The organism is Streptomyces sp. NPDC127595 (genome assembly GCF_042671685.1).
Lineage (GTDB): Bacteria > Actinomycetota > Actinomycetes > Streptomycetales > Streptomycetaceae > Streptomyces.
In genome coordinates this window covers 77,552-94,500 of the sequence record NZ_JBHXWK010000016.1, presented here as the reverse complement: position 1 = coordinate 94,500, position 16,949 = coordinate 77,552, and the positions used below count along the sequence as shown (strand labels likewise).

General features: G+C 69.8%; 12 protein-coding genes and 1 pseudogene. 10 read left to right on the top strand and 3 right to left on the bottom strand.

Annotation, left to right across the window (positions count from 1 at the left end; genetic code table 11):
* Nucleotides 1-21 precede the first annotated feature (21 nt).
* Both ychF and ACFVKT_RS36395 read left to right on the top strand, forming a co-directional pair.
* On the top strand, nucleotides 22-1,110 hold the full coding sequence (ychF, locus tag ACFVKT_RS36400) for a redox-regulated ATPase YchF (RefSeq protein ID WP_385739909.1): 1,089 nt from the start codon (nucleotides 22-24) through the stop codon (nucleotides 1,108-1,110).
* Nucleotides 1,111-1,539: 429 nt separating this feature from the next.
* Nucleotides 1,540-2,958, top strand: coding sequence for an ATP-binding protein (locus ACFVKT_RS36395; RefSeq protein ID WP_385739906.1), 1,419 nt, complete (start codon nucleotides 1,540-1,542; stop codon nucleotides 2,956-2,958).
* Nucleotides 2,959-2,966: 8 nt separating this feature from the next.
* Here ACFVKT_RS36395 and ACFVKT_RS36390 read toward each other — a convergent pair whose 3' ends face one another.
* Nucleotides 2,967-3,896 carry a squalene/phytoene synthase family protein gene (locus ACFVKT_RS36390; RefSeq protein ID WP_385739903.1) on the bottom strand — a complete coding sequence of 310 codons (930 nt, stop codon included), beginning with the start codon at nucleotides 3,894-3,896 and terminating at the stop codon, nucleotides 2,967-2,969.
* 202 nt (nucleotides 3,897-4,098) lie between these two features.
* Between ACFVKT_RS36390 and ACFVKT_RS36385 the strand changes: the two genes are divergently transcribed.
* Entirely contained in the window at nucleotides 4,099-6,321 is a 2,223-nt protein-coding gene (locus ACFVKT_RS36385; protein WP_385740183.1) for a DEAD/DEAH box helicase, read from the top strand.
* Between the two features lie 10 nt (nucleotides 6,322-6,331).
* On the opposite strand, the gene ACFVKT_RS36380 is transcribed toward ACFVKT_RS36385, so the two are convergent.
* Nucleotides 6,332-7,435, bottom strand: a complete 1,104-nt coding sequence (locus ACFVKT_RS36380) for a pyridoxal-phosphate dependent enzyme (RefSeq protein ID WP_385739900.1) — start codon at nucleotides 7,433-7,435, stop codon at nucleotides 6,332-6,334.
* Nucleotides 7,436-7,775: 340 nt separating this feature from the next.
* Between ACFVKT_RS36380 and ACFVKT_RS36375 the strand changes: the two genes are divergently transcribed.
* The 5 genes from ACFVKT_RS36375 (at nucleotide 7,776) to ACFVKT_RS36355 (ending at nucleotide 12,889) form a co-directional block, all read left to right on the top strand.
* Nucleotides 7,776-9,347 carry a S8 family serine peptidase gene (locus ACFVKT_RS36375; RefSeq protein WP_385739898.1) on the top strand — a complete coding sequence of 524 codons (1,572 nt, stop codon included), beginning with the start codon at nucleotides 7,776-7,778 and terminating at the stop codon, nucleotides 9,345-9,347.
* Between the two features lie 314 nt (nucleotides 9,348-9,661).
* Nucleotides 9,662-10,921 carry a DUF4190 domain-containing protein gene (locus ACFVKT_RS36370; RefSeq protein WP_385739895.1) on the top strand — a complete coding sequence of 420 codons (1,260 nt, stop codon included), beginning with the start codon at nucleotides 9,662-9,664 and terminating at the stop codon, nucleotides 10,919-10,921.
* A gap of 147 nt (nucleotides 10,922-11,068) precedes the next feature.
* Nucleotides 11,069-11,821: a GntR family transcriptional regulator gene (locus ACFVKT_RS36365; RefSeq protein ID WP_385739892.1), complete on the top strand. Its 753-nt coding sequence runs from the start codon at nucleotides 11,069-11,071 to the stop codon at nucleotides 11,819-11,821.
* Between the two features lie 393 nt (nucleotides 11,822-12,214).
* Nucleotides 12,215-12,406 carry an SPOR domain-containing protein gene (locus tag ACFVKT_RS36360; RefSeq protein ID WP_385739889.1) on the top strand — a complete coding sequence of 64 codons (192 nt, stop codon included), beginning with the start codon at nucleotides 12,215-12,217 and terminating at the stop codon, nucleotides 12,404-12,406.
* Nucleotides 12,407-12,460: 54 nt separating this feature from the next.
* A complete protein-coding gene (locus ACFVKT_RS36355; RefSeq protein WP_385739886.1) occupies nucleotides 12,461-12,889 on the top strand; it encodes a (deoxy)nucleoside triphosphate pyrophosphohydrolase in 429 nt (142 codons plus the stop codon).
* A gap of 38 nt (nucleotides 12,890-12,927) precedes the next feature.
* Here ACFVKT_RS36355 and ACFVKT_RS36350 read toward each other — a convergent pair.
* Nucleotides 12,928-13,159, bottom strand: a pseudogene (locus ACFVKT_RS36350) (EamA family transporter); the annotation flags it as partial.
* 387 nt (nucleotides 13,160-13,546) lie between these two features.
* On the opposite strand from ACFVKT_RS36350, the gene ACFVKT_RS36345 reads away from it, so the two are divergent.
* Nucleotides 13,547-13,978: an ATP-binding protein gene (locus tag ACFVKT_RS36345; protein WP_385739883.1), complete on the top strand. Its 432-nt coding sequence runs from the start codon at nucleotides 13,547-13,549 to the stop codon at nucleotides 13,976-13,978.
* A 244-nt stretch (nucleotides 13,979-14,222) separates the two neighbouring features.
* Complete coding sequence (locus tag ACFVKT_RS36340; protein WP_385739880.1) at nucleotides 14,223-16,871, top strand: SpoIIE family protein phosphatase; 2,649 nt, start codon at nucleotides 14,223-14,225, stop codon at nucleotides 16,869-16,871.
* Nucleotides 16,872-16,949 lie beyond the last annotated feature (78 nt).

The following is a 16,949-nucleotide window of genomic DNA, read 5'->3' as shown; positions in this document are numbered from 1 at the left end:
TCACGTACGGGAAGTCGCAACGTGTCGCTCACGATCGGAATCGTCGGTCTGCCCAATGTCGGCAAGTCGACCATGTTCAACGCCCTGACCAAGAACGACGTGCTCGCGGCCAACTACCCGTTCGCCACGATCGAGCCGAACGTCGGCGTGGTCGGCGTCCCTGACGCGCGGCTGGCGACGCTGGCCGGGATCTTCGGCTCGCAGAAGATCCTCCCCGCCACGGTCGACTTCGTCGACATCGCCGGCATCGTGAAGGGTGCCTCCGAGGGTGAGGGCCTGGGCAACAAGTTCCTCGCGAACATCCGCGAGTCCGACGCGATCTGCCAGGTCATCCGCGCCTTCCAGGACGAGAACGTCGTACACGTCGACGGCAAGGTCTCGCCCAAGGACGACATCGAGACGATCAACACCGAGCTGATCCTCGCGGACCTCCAGACGATCGAGAAGGTCCTGCCGCGTCTCCAGCGGGAGTCGCGCATCAAGAAGGACATCGGCCCGAAGGTCGCCGCGGTCGAGGCCGCCCAGGCGATCCTGGAGCGGGGCGACACCCTCTTCTCCCAGGGCATCGTCCAGGGCTCCGGCAAGGAGGAACTCCTCCACGACCTGCACCTGCTCACCACCAAGCCCTTCCTCTACGTCTTCAACGTCGACGAGGACGAGCTGGTGGACGAGGACTTCAAGACCGAACAGCGCGCCCTGGTCGCCCCCGCCGAGGCGATCTTCCTCAACGCCAAGCTGGAGGCGGACCTCGCCGAGCTCGACGAGGAGGAAGCGATGGAACTCCTGGAGTCGGTCGGCGTAGAGGAGCCCGGTATGGCGACCCTGGCCCGCGTCGGCTTCGACACCCTCGGCCTCCAGACCTATCTGACGGCCGGCCCGAAGGAATCCCGCGCCTGGACCATCAAGAAGGGCGCCACTGCCCCCGAGGCCGCCGGTGTCATCCACACCGACTTCCAGAAGGGCTTCATCAAGGCCGAGGTCATCTCCTTCGCCGACCTCGTCGAGACCGGCTCGGTCGCCGAGGCCCGCGCCAAGGGCAAGGCCCGCATGGAAGGCAAGGACTACGTCATGCAGGACGGCGACGTGGTGGAGTTCAGGTTCAATGTGTAGCGGCTGACGCATCACCACGTCGCTGATCTGGCAAACGTGCAGGTCAGAGAGGGTCCGACTCTTCGGAGTCGGGCCCTGGTTCTTTCCCGTGCTGGGACGAGCCCTGTCCAGAGCACAGGCGGCGGGACATGCGCGGGTGAACGGCGCTTCCGACGCCCTCGTCATGACTCCGAGGCCGGAGCAGGTATGGACCCGACGGACGTTCCGATCTCCTGGCCGAGAAGGAGAAAGCTTCGGGCCTGTCCAGGTGACCGGGCCAGGCGTATGGAGGGGCTTGCCCTCGTGTCATGGCGGCCATTCCGGTAAACCCCGGGTGGCGGCCGCCTCCGGATGTGAGTAGAGGTCTTGACTGGGATGGCCGGTGAAGCGGGACACTAACGTGTATGTTACTAACATTTCCGTTAGTGTCGTGCGTGGAGGTCGGCAGACGTGGTCGAATTCGTAGGCCGTCGGCAGGAACTGGCGACGCTGGAACGAGAGCTGCAGAAGGTGACGGCAGGGGTTGGCGAGGAGCGGCCCGGTCGGTGCGTGATGTTGCGCGGGCGGCGTCGAGTGGGCAAGTCGCGACTGGTCGAGCGGTTTGCGGAGCGCTCCGGAGCTCCGTTCCTGTTCTACGCGGCGACTGGTGCGTCCCCGAGGGATGATCTGGCACGGCTCGCCCGGGACGCCCAAGCGTCGACGCTGCCGTTGGCGGGGTTGGTGGCCGCCGCGCGGCCGGAGGGCTGGGACGCCGCGTTCGACGTGCTGGCTGCGGCGCTGCCCGCCGACCGGGTGAGCGTGCTGGTCATCGATGAGGTGCCGTACCTGATGGATACCGCCGGCGCCTTTGAGGGGATGCTGCAGCGGGCCTGGGATCGGGTGCTGGAGACCAAGCCGGTGCTGCTGGTCCTCATCGGCTCCGATCTGTCGATGATGGAGGCATTGAACAGCTACGGGCGCCCCTTCCATCAGCGCGGCCGGGAGATGGTGCTGGGACCACTCAACCCCGCCGAGGTGGGGCGGATGCTTGGGCTGGGTCCGGCGGAAGCCTTCGACGCTGCGCTGGTCACAGGCGGGCTGCCGCTGATCTGCGCTGAGTGGCCGCGCGGCGCAGGGTTGTGGGACTTCCTCGGCGAGGCGTTGAGTGATCCGGTATCGGCCCTGCTTGTGTCGGCCGAGCGCTCGCTGGCTGCGGAATTCCCCCCGCAGGCCCAGGCGCGTACGGTGCTGGCGGCTATCGGTAGCGGCGAGCGGACCTTCACCAACATCGCCCGTGCAGCCGGTGGGATCGGGGCCACGCCGCTGCAGCGAGCTTTGGAACTGCTTACGGACAAGCGGATTGTCGCTGGGGAACTGCCTGTATCGCTGCGGCCGTCGAAGGATCGCCGCTACCGGGTGACAGATCCCTACCTGCGGTTCTGGCTGCATCTGCTCGGCCCGTCCATGGAAGAGATCGAGCGGGGGCGGGGCGATCTGACCTTGGCGCGCATCCGGGAGAACTGGACCAGCTGGCGCGGCCGGGCCGTCGAGCCCCTTGTCCGCGAGGCCCTGGCGCGGATACTGCCCGACGATCGGCTTCCCGCGGCCCCCGCGGTGGGCGGCTACTGGACCCGTACCAACGACGTCGAGATCGATATCGTCGGGGCGGATCGCGCTCCCATCGCCAAGGAGCTGCTCTTCGTTGGCTCCATCAAGTGGCTGGAGCAGTCGCCCTTCGACCGGCACGACTTGGCCGCTCTCCACCGGCACCGGGCCGCCCTCACCCACGAACCTGTTCCAGTCGTGGCGGTTTCGCGCAGTGGAGCCGACTGTCCGGGGCTTGAGGCCACCTACGGGCCCGGCGATTTGCTGACCGCCTGGCCGCTGTGAGCGGCGGATTACAGGCGAGACTCGGGAGTTGATCCGGGGCTCCGCACGGTCCTGCGGGCGTTCCGCAGTACCCGCAGCGTGCCCAGTACCGGCGGACTCGCGGAGCCCCGCAGCAGTGCTGCTCCGCGTGCCAGTGCCGCGTCGGCGGTCAGGAGCTCGATCTCGACGAACGCGTTCAGCAGAGCCCGGCCGGGTGCCGAGACCTGGGCGGGCAGTTCGCGGGCTGCCGCCAGGGAAGCCCGGGCCGCGCCGACCTCGTGCTCCACCAACTGGCGCAGGCCCGGCGGCTCATACCCCGCCACGAGGTCCGCCTCCGTGACCGAGAAGCGCGCCAGTGTCCTTGCCGGAATGCCCGGTCGGCCTTCCGCGATGTCCTCGGCGAGATCGTTGACGAAGTCCAGTCGCTGGCTGCCGTCGATGAGTGTCCGGCATGCCGCCCGGTACCGGCCGTCACCGTCCTCAGGACACAACAGCACGGCAACCAGCATGAACGCGGGCAGTGAGTAGGCGTCCACGTAGGCCTGGTAGTCGGCCTCGGAGACGAAGCCGGTGAACTCCAACTCGGCGCCGGCGGTGGACAGATACTCCTCCACCGCTCCCCGAAGCCGTGGATACGCAGCGACGGTGTGCAGCAGGGCGCGGATCAGCGGATCGTCCGCCACCCCCGTTTCCAGTGCCTTGCGAACCTGCTGCTCCCAGGATGCCCACGCCGCGATCCGCTGCGGCTTCGGGCCGGTGTCCAGCAGGTTGTCCCCGTGGTGCATCACGGCCGTCGCGGCCACCACATGCGGCAGCACCGACGGCGGAAGCAGCAAACGGGCCGCCAGGTAGGAACTACGGCGGAACCGCGACACCAGCCGACGCCCGTCGTCGTAGTCCCTCCGGAGCTGCGGTTCCCGGACCCCGGCCGCCGTCAGGCTCCGCTGCCATGTGCTCAACCTCGTCACCATCCCTGGCATTCGCGGGCCTTCCAGGTGCGTCCGCCGTGATTCTGTCACGCAGGAGAGGGGCCGCCTCCCCCCGGAGGCCGCCCCCCGTTCGGGTCAAGGCCGTGACTGTCAGTGCTCCGTGGAAGGATGCGCGGCATCGGGGCGGACGGCTCAAGAGGGGCGTGGCATGGCGGGTGTGGAGGGGAGCGGGATGCCGGGTCCTGCGCGGCCCGGGAGTCCCGGTGAAGCCCTGCCGGTCGGGCGGCGGGCCAGGGAACTGGTCGTGGCGGGTGCGCGGTTGTACGGGGCCGCGCGGGCCGTGCTCACCGATCACGCGCGGGCACTCGAAGCGGTGCGGGCGGCGCTGGCGCCGATACATGCCGAACTGGTCGCCGGAGAGCTGGAGTCCATCCCCGTCTCGCGGCTGAAGGACGTCACCGAGGGGCGGTTGCGGCTCGGCGCGCTGGAGACGGCCGGGTTCGAATCGGTGCGGGCGGTGTACGGGACGAGCCGGTACGAGCTGCGGCAGGTGCCCGGCGTGGGGGCGCAGACCGCCGACCGTGCGCTCGCCGCCGCACGGCAGATCGCGCGGGCGGTGGAGGAGACCGTCTCCGTGCGGATCGACGTCGATCACCCGGAACCCCGGACGACCGCCCTGGTCATCGCCTTGCGCACACTCGTCGAGGCCGGTCCGGACCTGCGCCGGGCCGTGGACGCGGCTACCCGGCTCGACGAGCGGCTCGGTGCGCTGCTGCCGGCGGCCCGGCCTGCCGGAGGGCGGCTGCGGATGGCGCTCGCGGGACGGCAGCGGCGCGAGAGCGCGTGGGCGGCGGTCGTGGAGCTGCGGGAGCTGACCACCGGCGCCGCCGCCAGGGACGTACGACTGCTGCTCGCGCAGGCGTCGGCGGACCTGTTGCGCGAACCCGCCTCCGACATCGAGGCGTGGGTCGACTTCGAGCTGCGTTCCACGGAGTACTACAGCCAGCTCGCCGAGGTCTCTCAGCAGCGGCCGGATGTCGAGGCCTCCGAGGGATTCCTGCCGTCGGAGGTCGCCCAGCGGGTGCACGCGCAGGAGCTGGACGATACGCACCGGCGGGTCTCGCTGCGCGGCTATCAGGCCTTCGGGGCCCGATTCGCGCTGGCCCAGCGGCGGGTCGTCCTCGGCGACGAGATGGGGCTCGGGAAAACCGTGCAGGCCATCGCGGCGCTCGCCCACCTCGCGGCGGACGGGCACAGCCACTTCCTGGTCGTCTGCCCGGCCAGCGTACTGATCAACTGGACGCGCGAGATCGGCGCACGCAGCACCCTGCGGGCGTTGCCGGTGCACGGCTCCGACCGGCTGGACGCGTACGAGGAGTGGCGGGAGCGCGGGGGCGTCGCCATCACCACGTACGACGTGCTGCACAGCCTGCCCGAACCCGACGGCACCAAGAAACCCATGGGTACGAAACCGGGGATGCTCGTCGTCGACGAGGCGCACTACGTGAAGAACCCCGACACCCGTCGTTCCAAGGCGGTCGCCGCCTGGACCGGACACTGCGACCGTGTGCTGTTCCTCACCGGTACGCCCATGGAGAACCGTGTCGAGGAGTTCCGCACCCTGGTCCGCTACCTTCAGCCCGGCCTTCTCCCCAGCATCCACAACGGCTCCGCGGCCGCGGGCCCGCATGTCTTCCGCAGATCCGTCGCGCCCGCGTATCTGCGCCGTAACCAGCAGGACGTCCTCACCGAACTTCCCGCCCTCCTTCAGGTCGACGAGTGGGAGGAGTTCGGCGCGGCGGACCGGGCGGCGTACCGCAAGGCTGTCCAGGACGGGAACTTCATGGCGATGCGCCGCGCCGGGTACGCCGACGCGGAGAGGTCGGCGAAGCTGCAGCGGCTGCGCGAGCTGGTCGCCGAGGCCGCGGAGAACGGATTGAAGGTCGTCGTCTTCTCCTACTTCAAGGATGTCCTCGCCACCGTCCAACACGCGGTGGGGGAGGGGATGTTCGGCCCGATCTCCGGCGCCGTCCCCGCCGCGCGCAGACAGCGAATGGTGGACGACTTCACGGCCGCCCCCGGGCACGCGGTGCTGCTCTGCCAGATCGAGGCCGGCGGCGTCGGCCTCAACCTGCAAGCGGCGTCCGTGGTCATCCTCTGCGAGCCGCAGGTCAAGCCGACCATGGAGCACCAGGCCGTGGCCCGCGCCCACCGCATGGGCCAGGTCCGCCCGGTCCAGGTCCATCGCCTCCTCGCCACCGACAGCGTCGACCAGCGCCTCCTGGACATCCTCAAGAACAAGACCCGCCTCTTCGACGCCTACGCCCGCCGCAGCGACACCGCCGAACACACACCGGACGCCGTCGACGTCTCGGACAGCGGCCTCGCCCGCCGGATCGTCGAGGAGGAACAGCAGCGCCTGGCGGGCCGGGTTCCTGAGGCGACAGCTCAGTGAGCCGGTCCCGTCAGTGCGCCAGTCCCGTCTTCACCCCCGCCCCGCACAACGGCACCACCGCCGACCGCTCGCCCAGCACCCCGTCCCGGACGGCCGCCCAGCAGGCCACCCCCGTGGACTCCACATACAGCCCCCGTGACGCCAAGTCCGTCTGTGCGTGCCGGAGCTGATCCTCCGTCACGGTCAGGAACGCGCCACCGGAGTCCCGTACCGCGCGCAGGATCTGGCGGGCCCGCGGCGGGCGCGGGATCGCGATGCCCTCGGCGAAGGTGGGGGCCGCCGGGGTCACTCCGACCAGGTCGTCGGCGCCCGCGTGCCAGGCCTCGGCTAGCGGGGCGACCGCGGCGGCCTGGACCGCGTAGAGGGCGGGCCGGCGGTCGATGAAGCCCGCCGAGTGGAGTTCGGCGACGGCGAGGGCGGCGCCCAGGAGCAGGGTGCCGTTGCCCACGGGGACGACGATGACGTCGGGGAGGCGGCCGCCGAGGTCCTCCCAGAGTTCATGGACGTAGGTCTTGGTTCCGGCCAGGAAGTAGGGGTTGAAGACGTGCGAGGCGTAGAACACGCCCTCCTCGTCCGCGGCCTCCCGCGCGGCCGCCGCGGTGGCCTCACGGTCACCGTCGACCACGCGCACCCGCGCCCCGTGTGCCCCGATCTGCTCCAGCTTCTTCGGTGACGTGCCCTCGGGCACGTATACGGTGCACGGCAGCGCGGCCCGCGCGCAGTACGCGGCGATCGCCGTCCCCGCGTTGCCGCTGCTGTCCGCGAGCACCTGCCTGGCCCCCAGCCGCAGGGCCAGCTCGGCGAGGAGCACGGCGCCGCGGTCCTTGAACGACAGCGTCGGCATCAGGAAGTCGAGCTTGGCGGAGATGCCGTCCCGGAGCGGGACCAGGGGCGTACGGCCTTCGCCCAGGCTGATGGTGGGGGCCGTCAGCGGCAGGCACTCCGTGTACCGCCAGAGTGAATTGACCCGCCCGGAAAGGGACTTGAGGGTCGCCGGTGTCGGGGCGAAGTCCAGGTCGAGCGGGCCGCGGCAGACCGGGCAGCACCAGGCGAGCGAACCGGCGGGGACACGCGTGCCGTCCACCGGGCAGAAACAATCCGGCAAAGATGTCATGTGGGCAGGTTAGATGCGCCGTTTGGTGACGTTGTGTCATGACTGGCATATGGCACCCGTGTTACGTCCTTGCAGGACCCTTGTGGAATTCCTGTGGAAGCCGCAATCTTTCGGCTGACGCACAGGCGTTGCACTGGGTCTGAACAGGATTCGCGCAGTGGATCGGTACGACGGATCGGTACGACGGATCGGTACGACGGATCGGTACGACGGATCGGTACGACGGATCGGTACGACGGATCGGTACGACGGATCGGTACGACGGAATGACATGACCCTGTCTTGTTTGCGTCTCCAGCACCCCCCACCAGCGCACCACCGATTGAGGAGGATCCCTCAGATGGCAGTGATGCGTCACACCCGCCGAAGACTGGCCGGCATAGCGAGCGCGGCCCTCGTCCTCGGAGCCGTCTCCACCCTGCCCGCGAACGCGGCACCTGAGCGAGCGGGACAGATCCAGTACGCCGGCGCCGCCAACGCGGTCGCCGACAGCTACATCGTGACCCTCAAGGCGGACGCCGCGCAGGCCGCTTCCGCCGAGGGCAGGGCCCTCGCCAAGGAGTACGGCGCCACGATCGAGCGTACGTACAAGAAGGCCCTGAACGGCTACGCGGTCGAGGCCACCGAGGCCGAGGCGAAGGAGTTCGCCGCCGACCCGGCGGTCGCCTCCGTCGTCCAGAACCGTACCTTCCACATCAACGCGACCCAGCCCAGCCCGCCCTCCTGGGGCCTGGACCGCATCGATCAGAAGACCCTCCCGCTCAACAACAGCTACACCTACCCGGATTCGGCCGGGACGGGCGTGACCGCGTACATCATCGACACCGGCGTACGCATCACGCACAGCGACTTCGGCGGCCGTGCCTCCTACGGCTACGACGCCGTCGACAACGACAACACCGCGCAGGACGGCAACGGCCACGGCACGCACGTCGCGGGCACGGTCGCCGGAACCCTGCACGGCGTCGCGAAGAAGGCGAAGATCGTCGCCGTCCGCGTCCTCGACAACGCCGGCTCGGGAACCACCGCGGGCGTCGTCGCGGGCATCGACTGGGTCACCACGAACGCGGTCAAGCCGGCCGTCGCCAACTTGTCGCTCGGCGGTGGCGCGGACACCGTGCTCGACACGGCCGTCCGCAACTCCATCGCCTCCGGCGTCACCTATGCCATCGCGGCGGGCAACAGCAACGCGAACGCGTCGAGTTACTCGCCCGCCCGCGTCACCGAGGCCATCACGGTCGGCGCGACCACGTCGACCGACGCCCGCGCCAGCTACTCCAACTACGGCACGGTCCTGGACATCTTCGCGCCGGGCTCCTCGATCACCTCGTCGTGGAACACCAGCGATACGGCCACGAGTTCCATCTCCGGTACGTCGATGGCGTCGCCGCACGTGGCGGGAGCAGCGGCGCTCTATCTGGCCGACAACCCGACGGCCACACCCGCGCAGGTGGCGACAGCGCTCATCGGCCTCTCGTCGACCGGCGTGGTCACCAGCCCCGGCACGGGCTCGCCGAACCGGCTGCTCAACGTCCCCGGCGGTACGACGACTCCGCCGCCGCCGACCGGGCCGCGCTTCGAGAACACCGCCGACTACGCGATCGCCGACAACACCACCGTCGAGTCGCCGATCACGGTCAGCGGTGTCACGGGCAACGCCCCCGCGGCGCTGAGCGTGCCGGTGAACATCGTCCACACGTACATCGGTGACCTCCAGGTGCAGTTGATCGCACCCGACGGCACGGCGTACACGCTGAAGGCGTACAGCACGGGCGGCAGCACCGACAACATCAACACCACCTACTCCGTGAACGCCTCCTCCGAGGTCGCCAACGGCGTATGGAAGCTGCGGGTCAGTGACAACGCGGCGCAGGACGTGGGGCGGATCGACTCCTGGGCCCTGCAGTTCTGATCCCTGTAGTTCTGATCCCTGTAGTTCTGAGCTCTGCAGTTGTGAGCTGTGCAGTTCTTAGCTCTGCAGTTCTGAGCACTGAGCAGGGATAGGGATAGCGACTACTCGTCCTCGCGGTGCGGCTTCGGGTCCCTGACCCGGCCGGCCGCGAGGACGAGGCATGAGGCGCGGCGCGGTGAGGCGAGGACGCCGACCATGGGACCCGCATTCCGCCTCTGCCCGTGCCGCGTTTACGATGCGCCCAGCCGTACTGCCGTTCGTATGGCGGTTTGTACGCCGAACCCGCACCCGCCCGGACCAGGAGCAAGGTACTAGTGGCCATATCCCCGCCGCCCGGCCCCCAGCAGCCCGAGGGCCAGTACCCGCCTCCTGGGACGCCCCCAGGGACGCCTCCTGGGACGCCACCGGGGTCGTACCCGCAAGGCCCCTACCCCCAAGGCCCGTACCAGCAGCAGCAGTTCCAGCAGCCGTTGCAGCCGCCGTACCAGTCCTGGGGCTACGGCTACCCCGCGGCCGTCCCGCCGGTGCCCGTCAATGGGCTTGCGATCTCCGCGCTCGTGCTCGGTCTTCTCTGCTTCCTCCCCGGCGTCGGGCTGGTCCTCGGGATCGTCGCGCTGGTGCAGATCAAGAAGCGGGGTGAGCGTGGCAAGGGGATGGCAGTGGGGGGTGTGGTGCTGTCCTCGCTCGGGATGGTGCTGGCCCTGCTCGCGGTCACCACGGGCGGCGCGCGGGACTTCTGGGACGGCTTCAAGGAAGCGGCGAACGACTCGCAGAACAGCACTTTCTCGCTCGACAAGGGCGACTGCTTCGACGTGCCGGGTGGTTCGCTGGAGGGCATGACGTACGACGTCGACAAGGTGCCGTGCGCCGGTGCGCACCAAGGCGAGGTGGTCGCGAACTTCGTGATGAGCGACGGCAGTTATCCCGGCGACAGCGTGGTCTCGGACACGGCCGACGACAAGTGCTACACGCTCCAGGACGCGTACGCGATGGACACCTGGGCCGTCCCGGACGACGTCGACCTGTACTACTTCACGCCGACCCGGGAGAGCTGGGGCCTGGGCGACCGTGAGATCACCTGCGTGTTCGGGAACACGGTGGAGACGGACACTCTGACCGGCTCGCTGCGCCAGGACGCGACGACGCTCGACGCGGACCAGCTCGCCTACCTGGAGGCCGCGCGCGTGCTCAACACGGCGATGGACTCGGTGCCCGACACCGAGTACGTCGAGGACGATCTGCCGGGTCACAAGGAGTGGGCGACCAGGGTGTCGGACGCGCTCACGAAGCAGACGGGCATGCTGCACGACCATACCTTCGCCCCCGACGTGGCCACGCCCCTCGCCGCTCTGGTGAAGGACCTTGAGTCGGCGCGGGGGGAGTGGGCGAAGGCGGCGGACGCGGCGGACGTGGACGCCTTCTACGTGCACTACGAGAAGGGGCTGGACCTGACCGACCCCGAGAAGACCGTCACCACGCGCGAGGCTCTGGGCCTGGCGACCACCCCGCCTTCGTACGGCATGGACGACGGCTCGGCGGGCGACGGCGAAGGCGACCCCGATCTGGAGGTGTGACGGCGGCTATACCGGGGAGAAAGTGCCTGGGTAAAGCCCCCGGCAAGGGGAAGTCATCACATCGAGTGAATCTTTGGCCTTTGCTTGCATGAGACAACCCACGGTTGCCAGGCTGTTGCTGTCTGTACAACCTGATGGGAGCGGCCAGTGACATTCGGTGAGCAGCCGGCCTACCTGCGCGTCGCGGGTGATCTCCGCCAGAAGATCGTCGACGGTTCACTGCCCCCGCACACCCGCCTCCCCTCGCAGGCCAGGATTCGCGAGGAGTACGGCGTCTCGGACACGGTCGCGCTGGAGGCGCGCAAGGTGCTGATGGCCGAGGGCCTGGTCGAGGGCCGCTCCGGGTCGGGCACGTATGTGCGGGAGCGTCCGGTGCCGCGCAGTGTCGCCCGCTCCGGATACCGGCCGGACAGCGGCGCGACCCCGTTCCGTCAGGAGCAGGCCGACGTCTCCGCGCGAGGCACCTGGGAGTCCCACAGCCGGCAGGTCGAGGCGAGTGTCGCGATCGCCGAGCGGCTCTCCGTCCAGCCCGGCGACCGCGTGATGTGCACGAACTACGTCTACCGTGACGGGGGCGAGGCGATGATGCTCTCCACGTCCTGGGAGCCCCTCGCCGTCACGGGCCGTACGCCGGTGATGCTCCCCGAGGAGGGCCCGCTCGGCGGCATGGGTGTGGTCGAGCGCATGGCGGCCATCGACGTGATCGTGGACAACGTCACGGAGGAGGTGGGCGCCCGCCCAGGTCTAGCGGAGGAGCTTCTCTCGCTGGGCGGCGTTCCCGGGCACGTGGTCGTCGTCATCCAGCGGACGTTCTTCGCGTCGGGCCGTCCCGTCGAGACGGCGGACGTCGTCGTGCCGGCGGACCGCTACCGGATCGCGTACCACCTGCCGGTGAAGTAGTCGCGGGGGTGCGTCGGCAACCTCCGGTCGAGCCGGTGGTGAAGCGGCCGAGGGGCGCGCGGCCGCAGTCGCCGGTGAAGTATCCGAGGGGCGCGCGCCCGCAGTCGCCGGTGAAGTGGCCCTCAAACCAAGCTGGTTGGAATCTGGCCTTTCTCAACAGCCCCGCCCTGTAAGGACTTTGCCCTGCTCGCAGGCGCGCGGAAAGCGGTCGACGGCGCGTTCGGCGGTGTGCGCCCCAGGACTCAAGTCCACTTCCTGGCTGGTTGCGTACCTCTTTGTGAAAAGCCGTGTTCGCTGCGTGAAGGTTAGGCGTAGGCTCGGGCATATGCGGATTGCGATTTCGTTAGAGGTCGAGGCACGGCGGGGGCCCGGGGCGGGAAGTGGAGGGGCTCGATGAACGACGGCACGATCACTCTTCCCTGGCTCGTCATCCGGCAGGACGACAACGGCAATCGCTACCGCGTGGGCAGGTACGCGACCCGCGCCGAGGCCCAGAAGATCGCGGACAGCCTCGACGACCGCGGGCACAAGCAGCTCTACTGGGTCGAGCGGATCGGCCAGAACGGGCAGACCGCGAGCAGATGATCCCGGACCCCGGGCGCGACCGGGCATGCGGGGCGCTCCCGTAGGCTCCGGCGCATGACCGAACGGACCGTGGTGGTCGGAGCCGCCCTCCTGAACGGCGGGCGACTGCTCGCCGCCCGCCGCAGCGCACCCCCGGAGCTCGCCGGACGCTGGGAGCTCCCCGGCGGCAAGGTCGAACCCGGTGAGACCCCTCAACAGGCCCTGGTGCGCGAGCTGCGCGAGGAACTCGGCGTCACCGCGGAGCCCGCCGCCCGCGTCCCGGGGGAGTGGCCCCTGCGAGTGCCGTACGTCCTCCAGGTGTGGACCGCGCGACTGCTCCCCGGCTCGGCCGATCCTCGGCCGCTCCAGGACCACGACGAGCTGCGCTGGCTGACACCGGCCGAGATCTGGGACGTGGACTGGCTGGACCAGGATGTCCCCGCCGTGAAGGCCACGCTGCTGGAGTGGGACACCGGGCAGCCGGCCCAGCTCAGGCTCTGCTGACGATGCTCGGCCTGTGGTGAGACCGGTGCCTTCTTGGTCTGCCAGCCGGTGAACGTCAGCAGCGAGACCCCTTCGGGCCGCCCCCACCGCTTGGTCAGCACGATGCCGGAAGCCATCGTCAGGGCGCCGAGAAGACCAGCCACGACGCCGGTGGTGTCCGAGGCCGGCGGGCGGCTGGAGGACGAGCAGGGCGACACCGACGGCCGCGAGCAGGCGGGAGGCGATGTGCGGCGGCTGGATGCGGGCCTTGAGCAGGACCGCGCCGAGCAGCATCGCCGCGCGTGGACCGTCTCGTGGCCCGTGGCCCGTGGCCCGGGGCCTGGTGACGCGTGATGAGAGCCCGGGAACCGCCGCAGCTTTCACATCGCCCTGACCGGTGAGGAGCGCGAGCTCGTCGACCGCACCGTCGAAGGTCACGTCCGCAACCAGCGCAAGCTGCTCTCCGCTCTTGACGACGGCGACTTTGCGGATCTGGAACGGATCATGCGAACCCTGCTCGTCTCGCTCGGGGACACGTACTGAGGTCCAGTGGTGAGGGGGCGCGCGCGATGGCTTTTGTTCGGTGCTGCATACGCCGTTCGTGCCACAGTGCGCCCTTAGGTGCGGTAAGGCGGCCCGGATATCGGGTATGTGCCCATTAACCCCATGAAACCGGACATGGGTGTGCTTCGGGCCTGGGAAGTGATCGGCGTGATCGACACCGAAGGCGACTGTGCCGAGTGGACCTTTCCCGCGGAGCCGGGTGCCGTCCGCAACGCTCGCGCCGTCGTCCGGGACCAGCTCCGCACGTGGGAGCTGGACTGCCTTGCTGATATTGCCGCGCTGCTGGTCAGCGAGCTGGTGACGAACTCCCTGCGGCATGCGACGGGACCCATCGGCGTACGGCTGTTGCGGACCGGTGGAGAGCCGGACGCCCTGCTGGTGGAGGTCTCCGACCCGCTGCCCGACCCGCCCCGCGAGCGGTCCGCCGACGCCGACGACGAAAGCGGCCGCGGACTCCAGCTGGTGGCCGGCTCCTCGCGCCGCTGGGGCACCCGGCCGGGGGACACCGGCAAGACGGTCTGGTTCGAGCTGGCGCTGCCTGGATGAGGGCGATCGGTCCGTGGCACGTGTCAACCGATTGGTTCAGGCCACTGGCGGTTGCCGGACTCTTGGATTCGACGGGGTGCCACCTGGTTAGAAGACTGGGAGTATGTCGCGGCCGGTCCAAAAATCATCGGGACCGTGCTGTGATCGTGAACACCGTGTTGTGCGGGGCCGTAGTACTGGATACTGCGGTCAGCCGCCCCCGGTGACCGGTGCCGGACGCGGTGAGCTGGAGGGGACGGTTCGCGTGAGCGAGATACCAGCGAAGGCCACGGAGTCCGAGGACCCGTCGGACGGCGCGAGGACTGGCGCCGTGGGTGACTCGGCCGTGGGTGACTCCGTGGTGCGCCGATCCGCCTTGTCCGCCTTGGACGAGGGGATGGGCGACACCAGAGGCGACAGGGCGAGTGACGGGATGTGGCAGAGCAGCCCGCCCGGCTCGATCTACGACTACATCAAGGTCGCCTCGTTCTCCATCGGTGCCGACGGGCTGGTCGAGCAGTGGAGTCTGCGCGCGGAGCAGCTCTTCGGGATATCCGCGGACCGCGCCGTCGGCATGGACCCCATCGCGGCCTTCGTCGCCCCGGACCGGCGTGACTTCGGGCACCGCAAGATGGCGGAGATCCTGGACGGCCGGGAGTGGACCGGCGTGGTGCCCTTCCGGATGCCGCCCACCGAGACCGGTCAGGACGGCGCCGAGGGCCTCGCAGAGGTCTATGTGATGCCGACCACGAACGAGGACGGCGAGCGGGCCGCCGTGTGCATCGTCGTCGACGTCCGCACCCTCCGGCGGATCGAGACGGACCTCGCCGCCTCGCAGGCGATTTTCGGACAATCTCCGTTCGGCTTTCTGCTGATCGACACGGACCTGCGGGTCCGGCGCGCCAACCAGCGGTTCGCCTCGACCTTCGGCGGGACTCCCGCGGACCACCGCGGGCGCGGCGTCCACGACTATCTGCCGCGCTCAGAGGCCGAGCGCGTCGCCGCGACCCTGCGCCGTGTCCTGGAGACCGGCGACTCCATCACGGACATGCACGTCACAGGCCACGTGCCCGGCTCCGAAGAGCGCCGCCACTGGTCCATCAACCTCTACCGCGTGCACAGCGGCAGCGGCCGCCCCATCGGCATCGCCTGGCTCGGAACCGACATCACGGCCCGCCGCGCCGCAGCCCGCGAAGCCGCCTCCGCGCGGCGCAATCTCGCCCTTCTGAACGAGGCCGGCGCCCGCATCGGCAACTCCCTCGACCTGGAGACCACCGCCCGCGAACTCCTCGACGTCGTCGTCCCCGGCTTCTGCGACCTAGCCACCGTCGACCTCTACCAGGGCCTCCTGGCCGGTGACGAAACCCCGCCCGGACTCGCCGACGGCAGCGCGGAACTGCGCCGCGTCGCCTTCGCCAGTGCCGTCGGCGAGCCCTTCGCCGACGGACCCGCGCCCGGCGCCGTCCACCGCTTCCCGTTCACCTCGCCCTGCGCGGACGCCCTGCGCACCGCCCGCCCCCAGCACCTCCCCGCCGAAGAGGGCGGCGTCATCCAGTCCACGCTCGCCGTGCCGATGGTCGCCCACGACACCGTGGTGGGCCTGGTGCAGTTCGCGCGTACGAAGGGCAGCGAGCCGTTCGGGGACCGTGACCGGGCGCTCGCGGTGGAGCTCGCCGCACGCGCCGCGGTCTGTATCGACAACGCGCGCCTGTACCGCCGTGAGCACGAGCGCGCGCTCATCCTCCAGCGGTCCCTGCTGCCCCCGGGCGACCCCGAGGCCTCCGGCCTGGACATCGCCTGCCGGTATCTGCCGGGCAACGCTGCCACCGAGGTCGGCGGCGACTGGTTCGACGTCATCGAACTCCCCGGCCACCGCACCGCGCTGGTCGTCGGCGACGTGATGGGACGCGGGCTGCGCGCGGCCGTCGCGATGGGCGAACTGCGCACCGCCGTACGGACGCTGGCCCTTCTCGACCTCGAACCGGCCGAGGTGCTCTCGGCCTTGGACGAGATCGCCCGCGGGCTCGGTACACCGGGCGGTGTCCAGCAGGCCACCCGTACGGCCCGCACCTCCCGTGACGCCGACCTGTCCGAGGTCTACCTCGCCACCTGCGTGTACGCGGTCTACGACTCCGTCACCCGCCGGTGCACCTTCGCCAACGCGGGCCATCTGCCGCCGGTGCTTGTGGAGCCCGGCGAGGCCGCGCTGATGCTCGACGTGCCGCCGGGAATGCCGCTGGGCGTCGGCGGAGAGCCCTTCGAGGAGGTCGAGGTCGAACTTCCCGAAGGTGCTCTTTTGGCCCTCTACACGGATGGACTGGTCGAATCGCGCGACCATCCCCTCGACGAGGGCCTGCAAGCGTTCGTCGGCGCCCTGACCGACCCCTCCAGCCCCCTTGAGGACGTCTGCGACCACGTCCTCAACACCCTCGACACCCACCACGGCGAGGACGACATCGCCCTGCTCATGGCCCGCGTCCAGGGGCTGCCCGCCGACTCCGTCGGCGACTGGACCCTGCCCCGCGAGCCGCGCAGCGTCGGGCGTGCCCGCGAGTACGCACGCACCCAGCTCGTCTCCTGGGGCCTCGAACCGCTCGTCGACACCGCCGAACTCCTGGTCAGCGAACTGGTCACCAACGCCCTCCGCTACGGCGAGGGTGAGATCAGGCTCCGGCTCCTCCTCGACCGGACCCTGGTCTGCGAGGTCTGGGACGCCGGCCTCGTCCAGCCCCGCCGCCGCCGGGCCCGTGACACGGACGAGGGCGGCCGTGGCCTCCAACTCGTCGGCCTCCTCTCCGCCGGCTGGGGCTCCCGACGCACACCACGCGGCAAGACGGTGTGGTTCGAACTCCCGCTCCCGCGTGGGGGAAAGGCTCTGGCGGACCCGGCGGAGGCGTTGCTCAGCTTGTTCTGACGCGGGGGAGCGATCTCCGGGTCCGGATCTTCAGCCCGTCCGGCGTCCGGGGACGAGACGGTGCCGTCCTGATCCCCC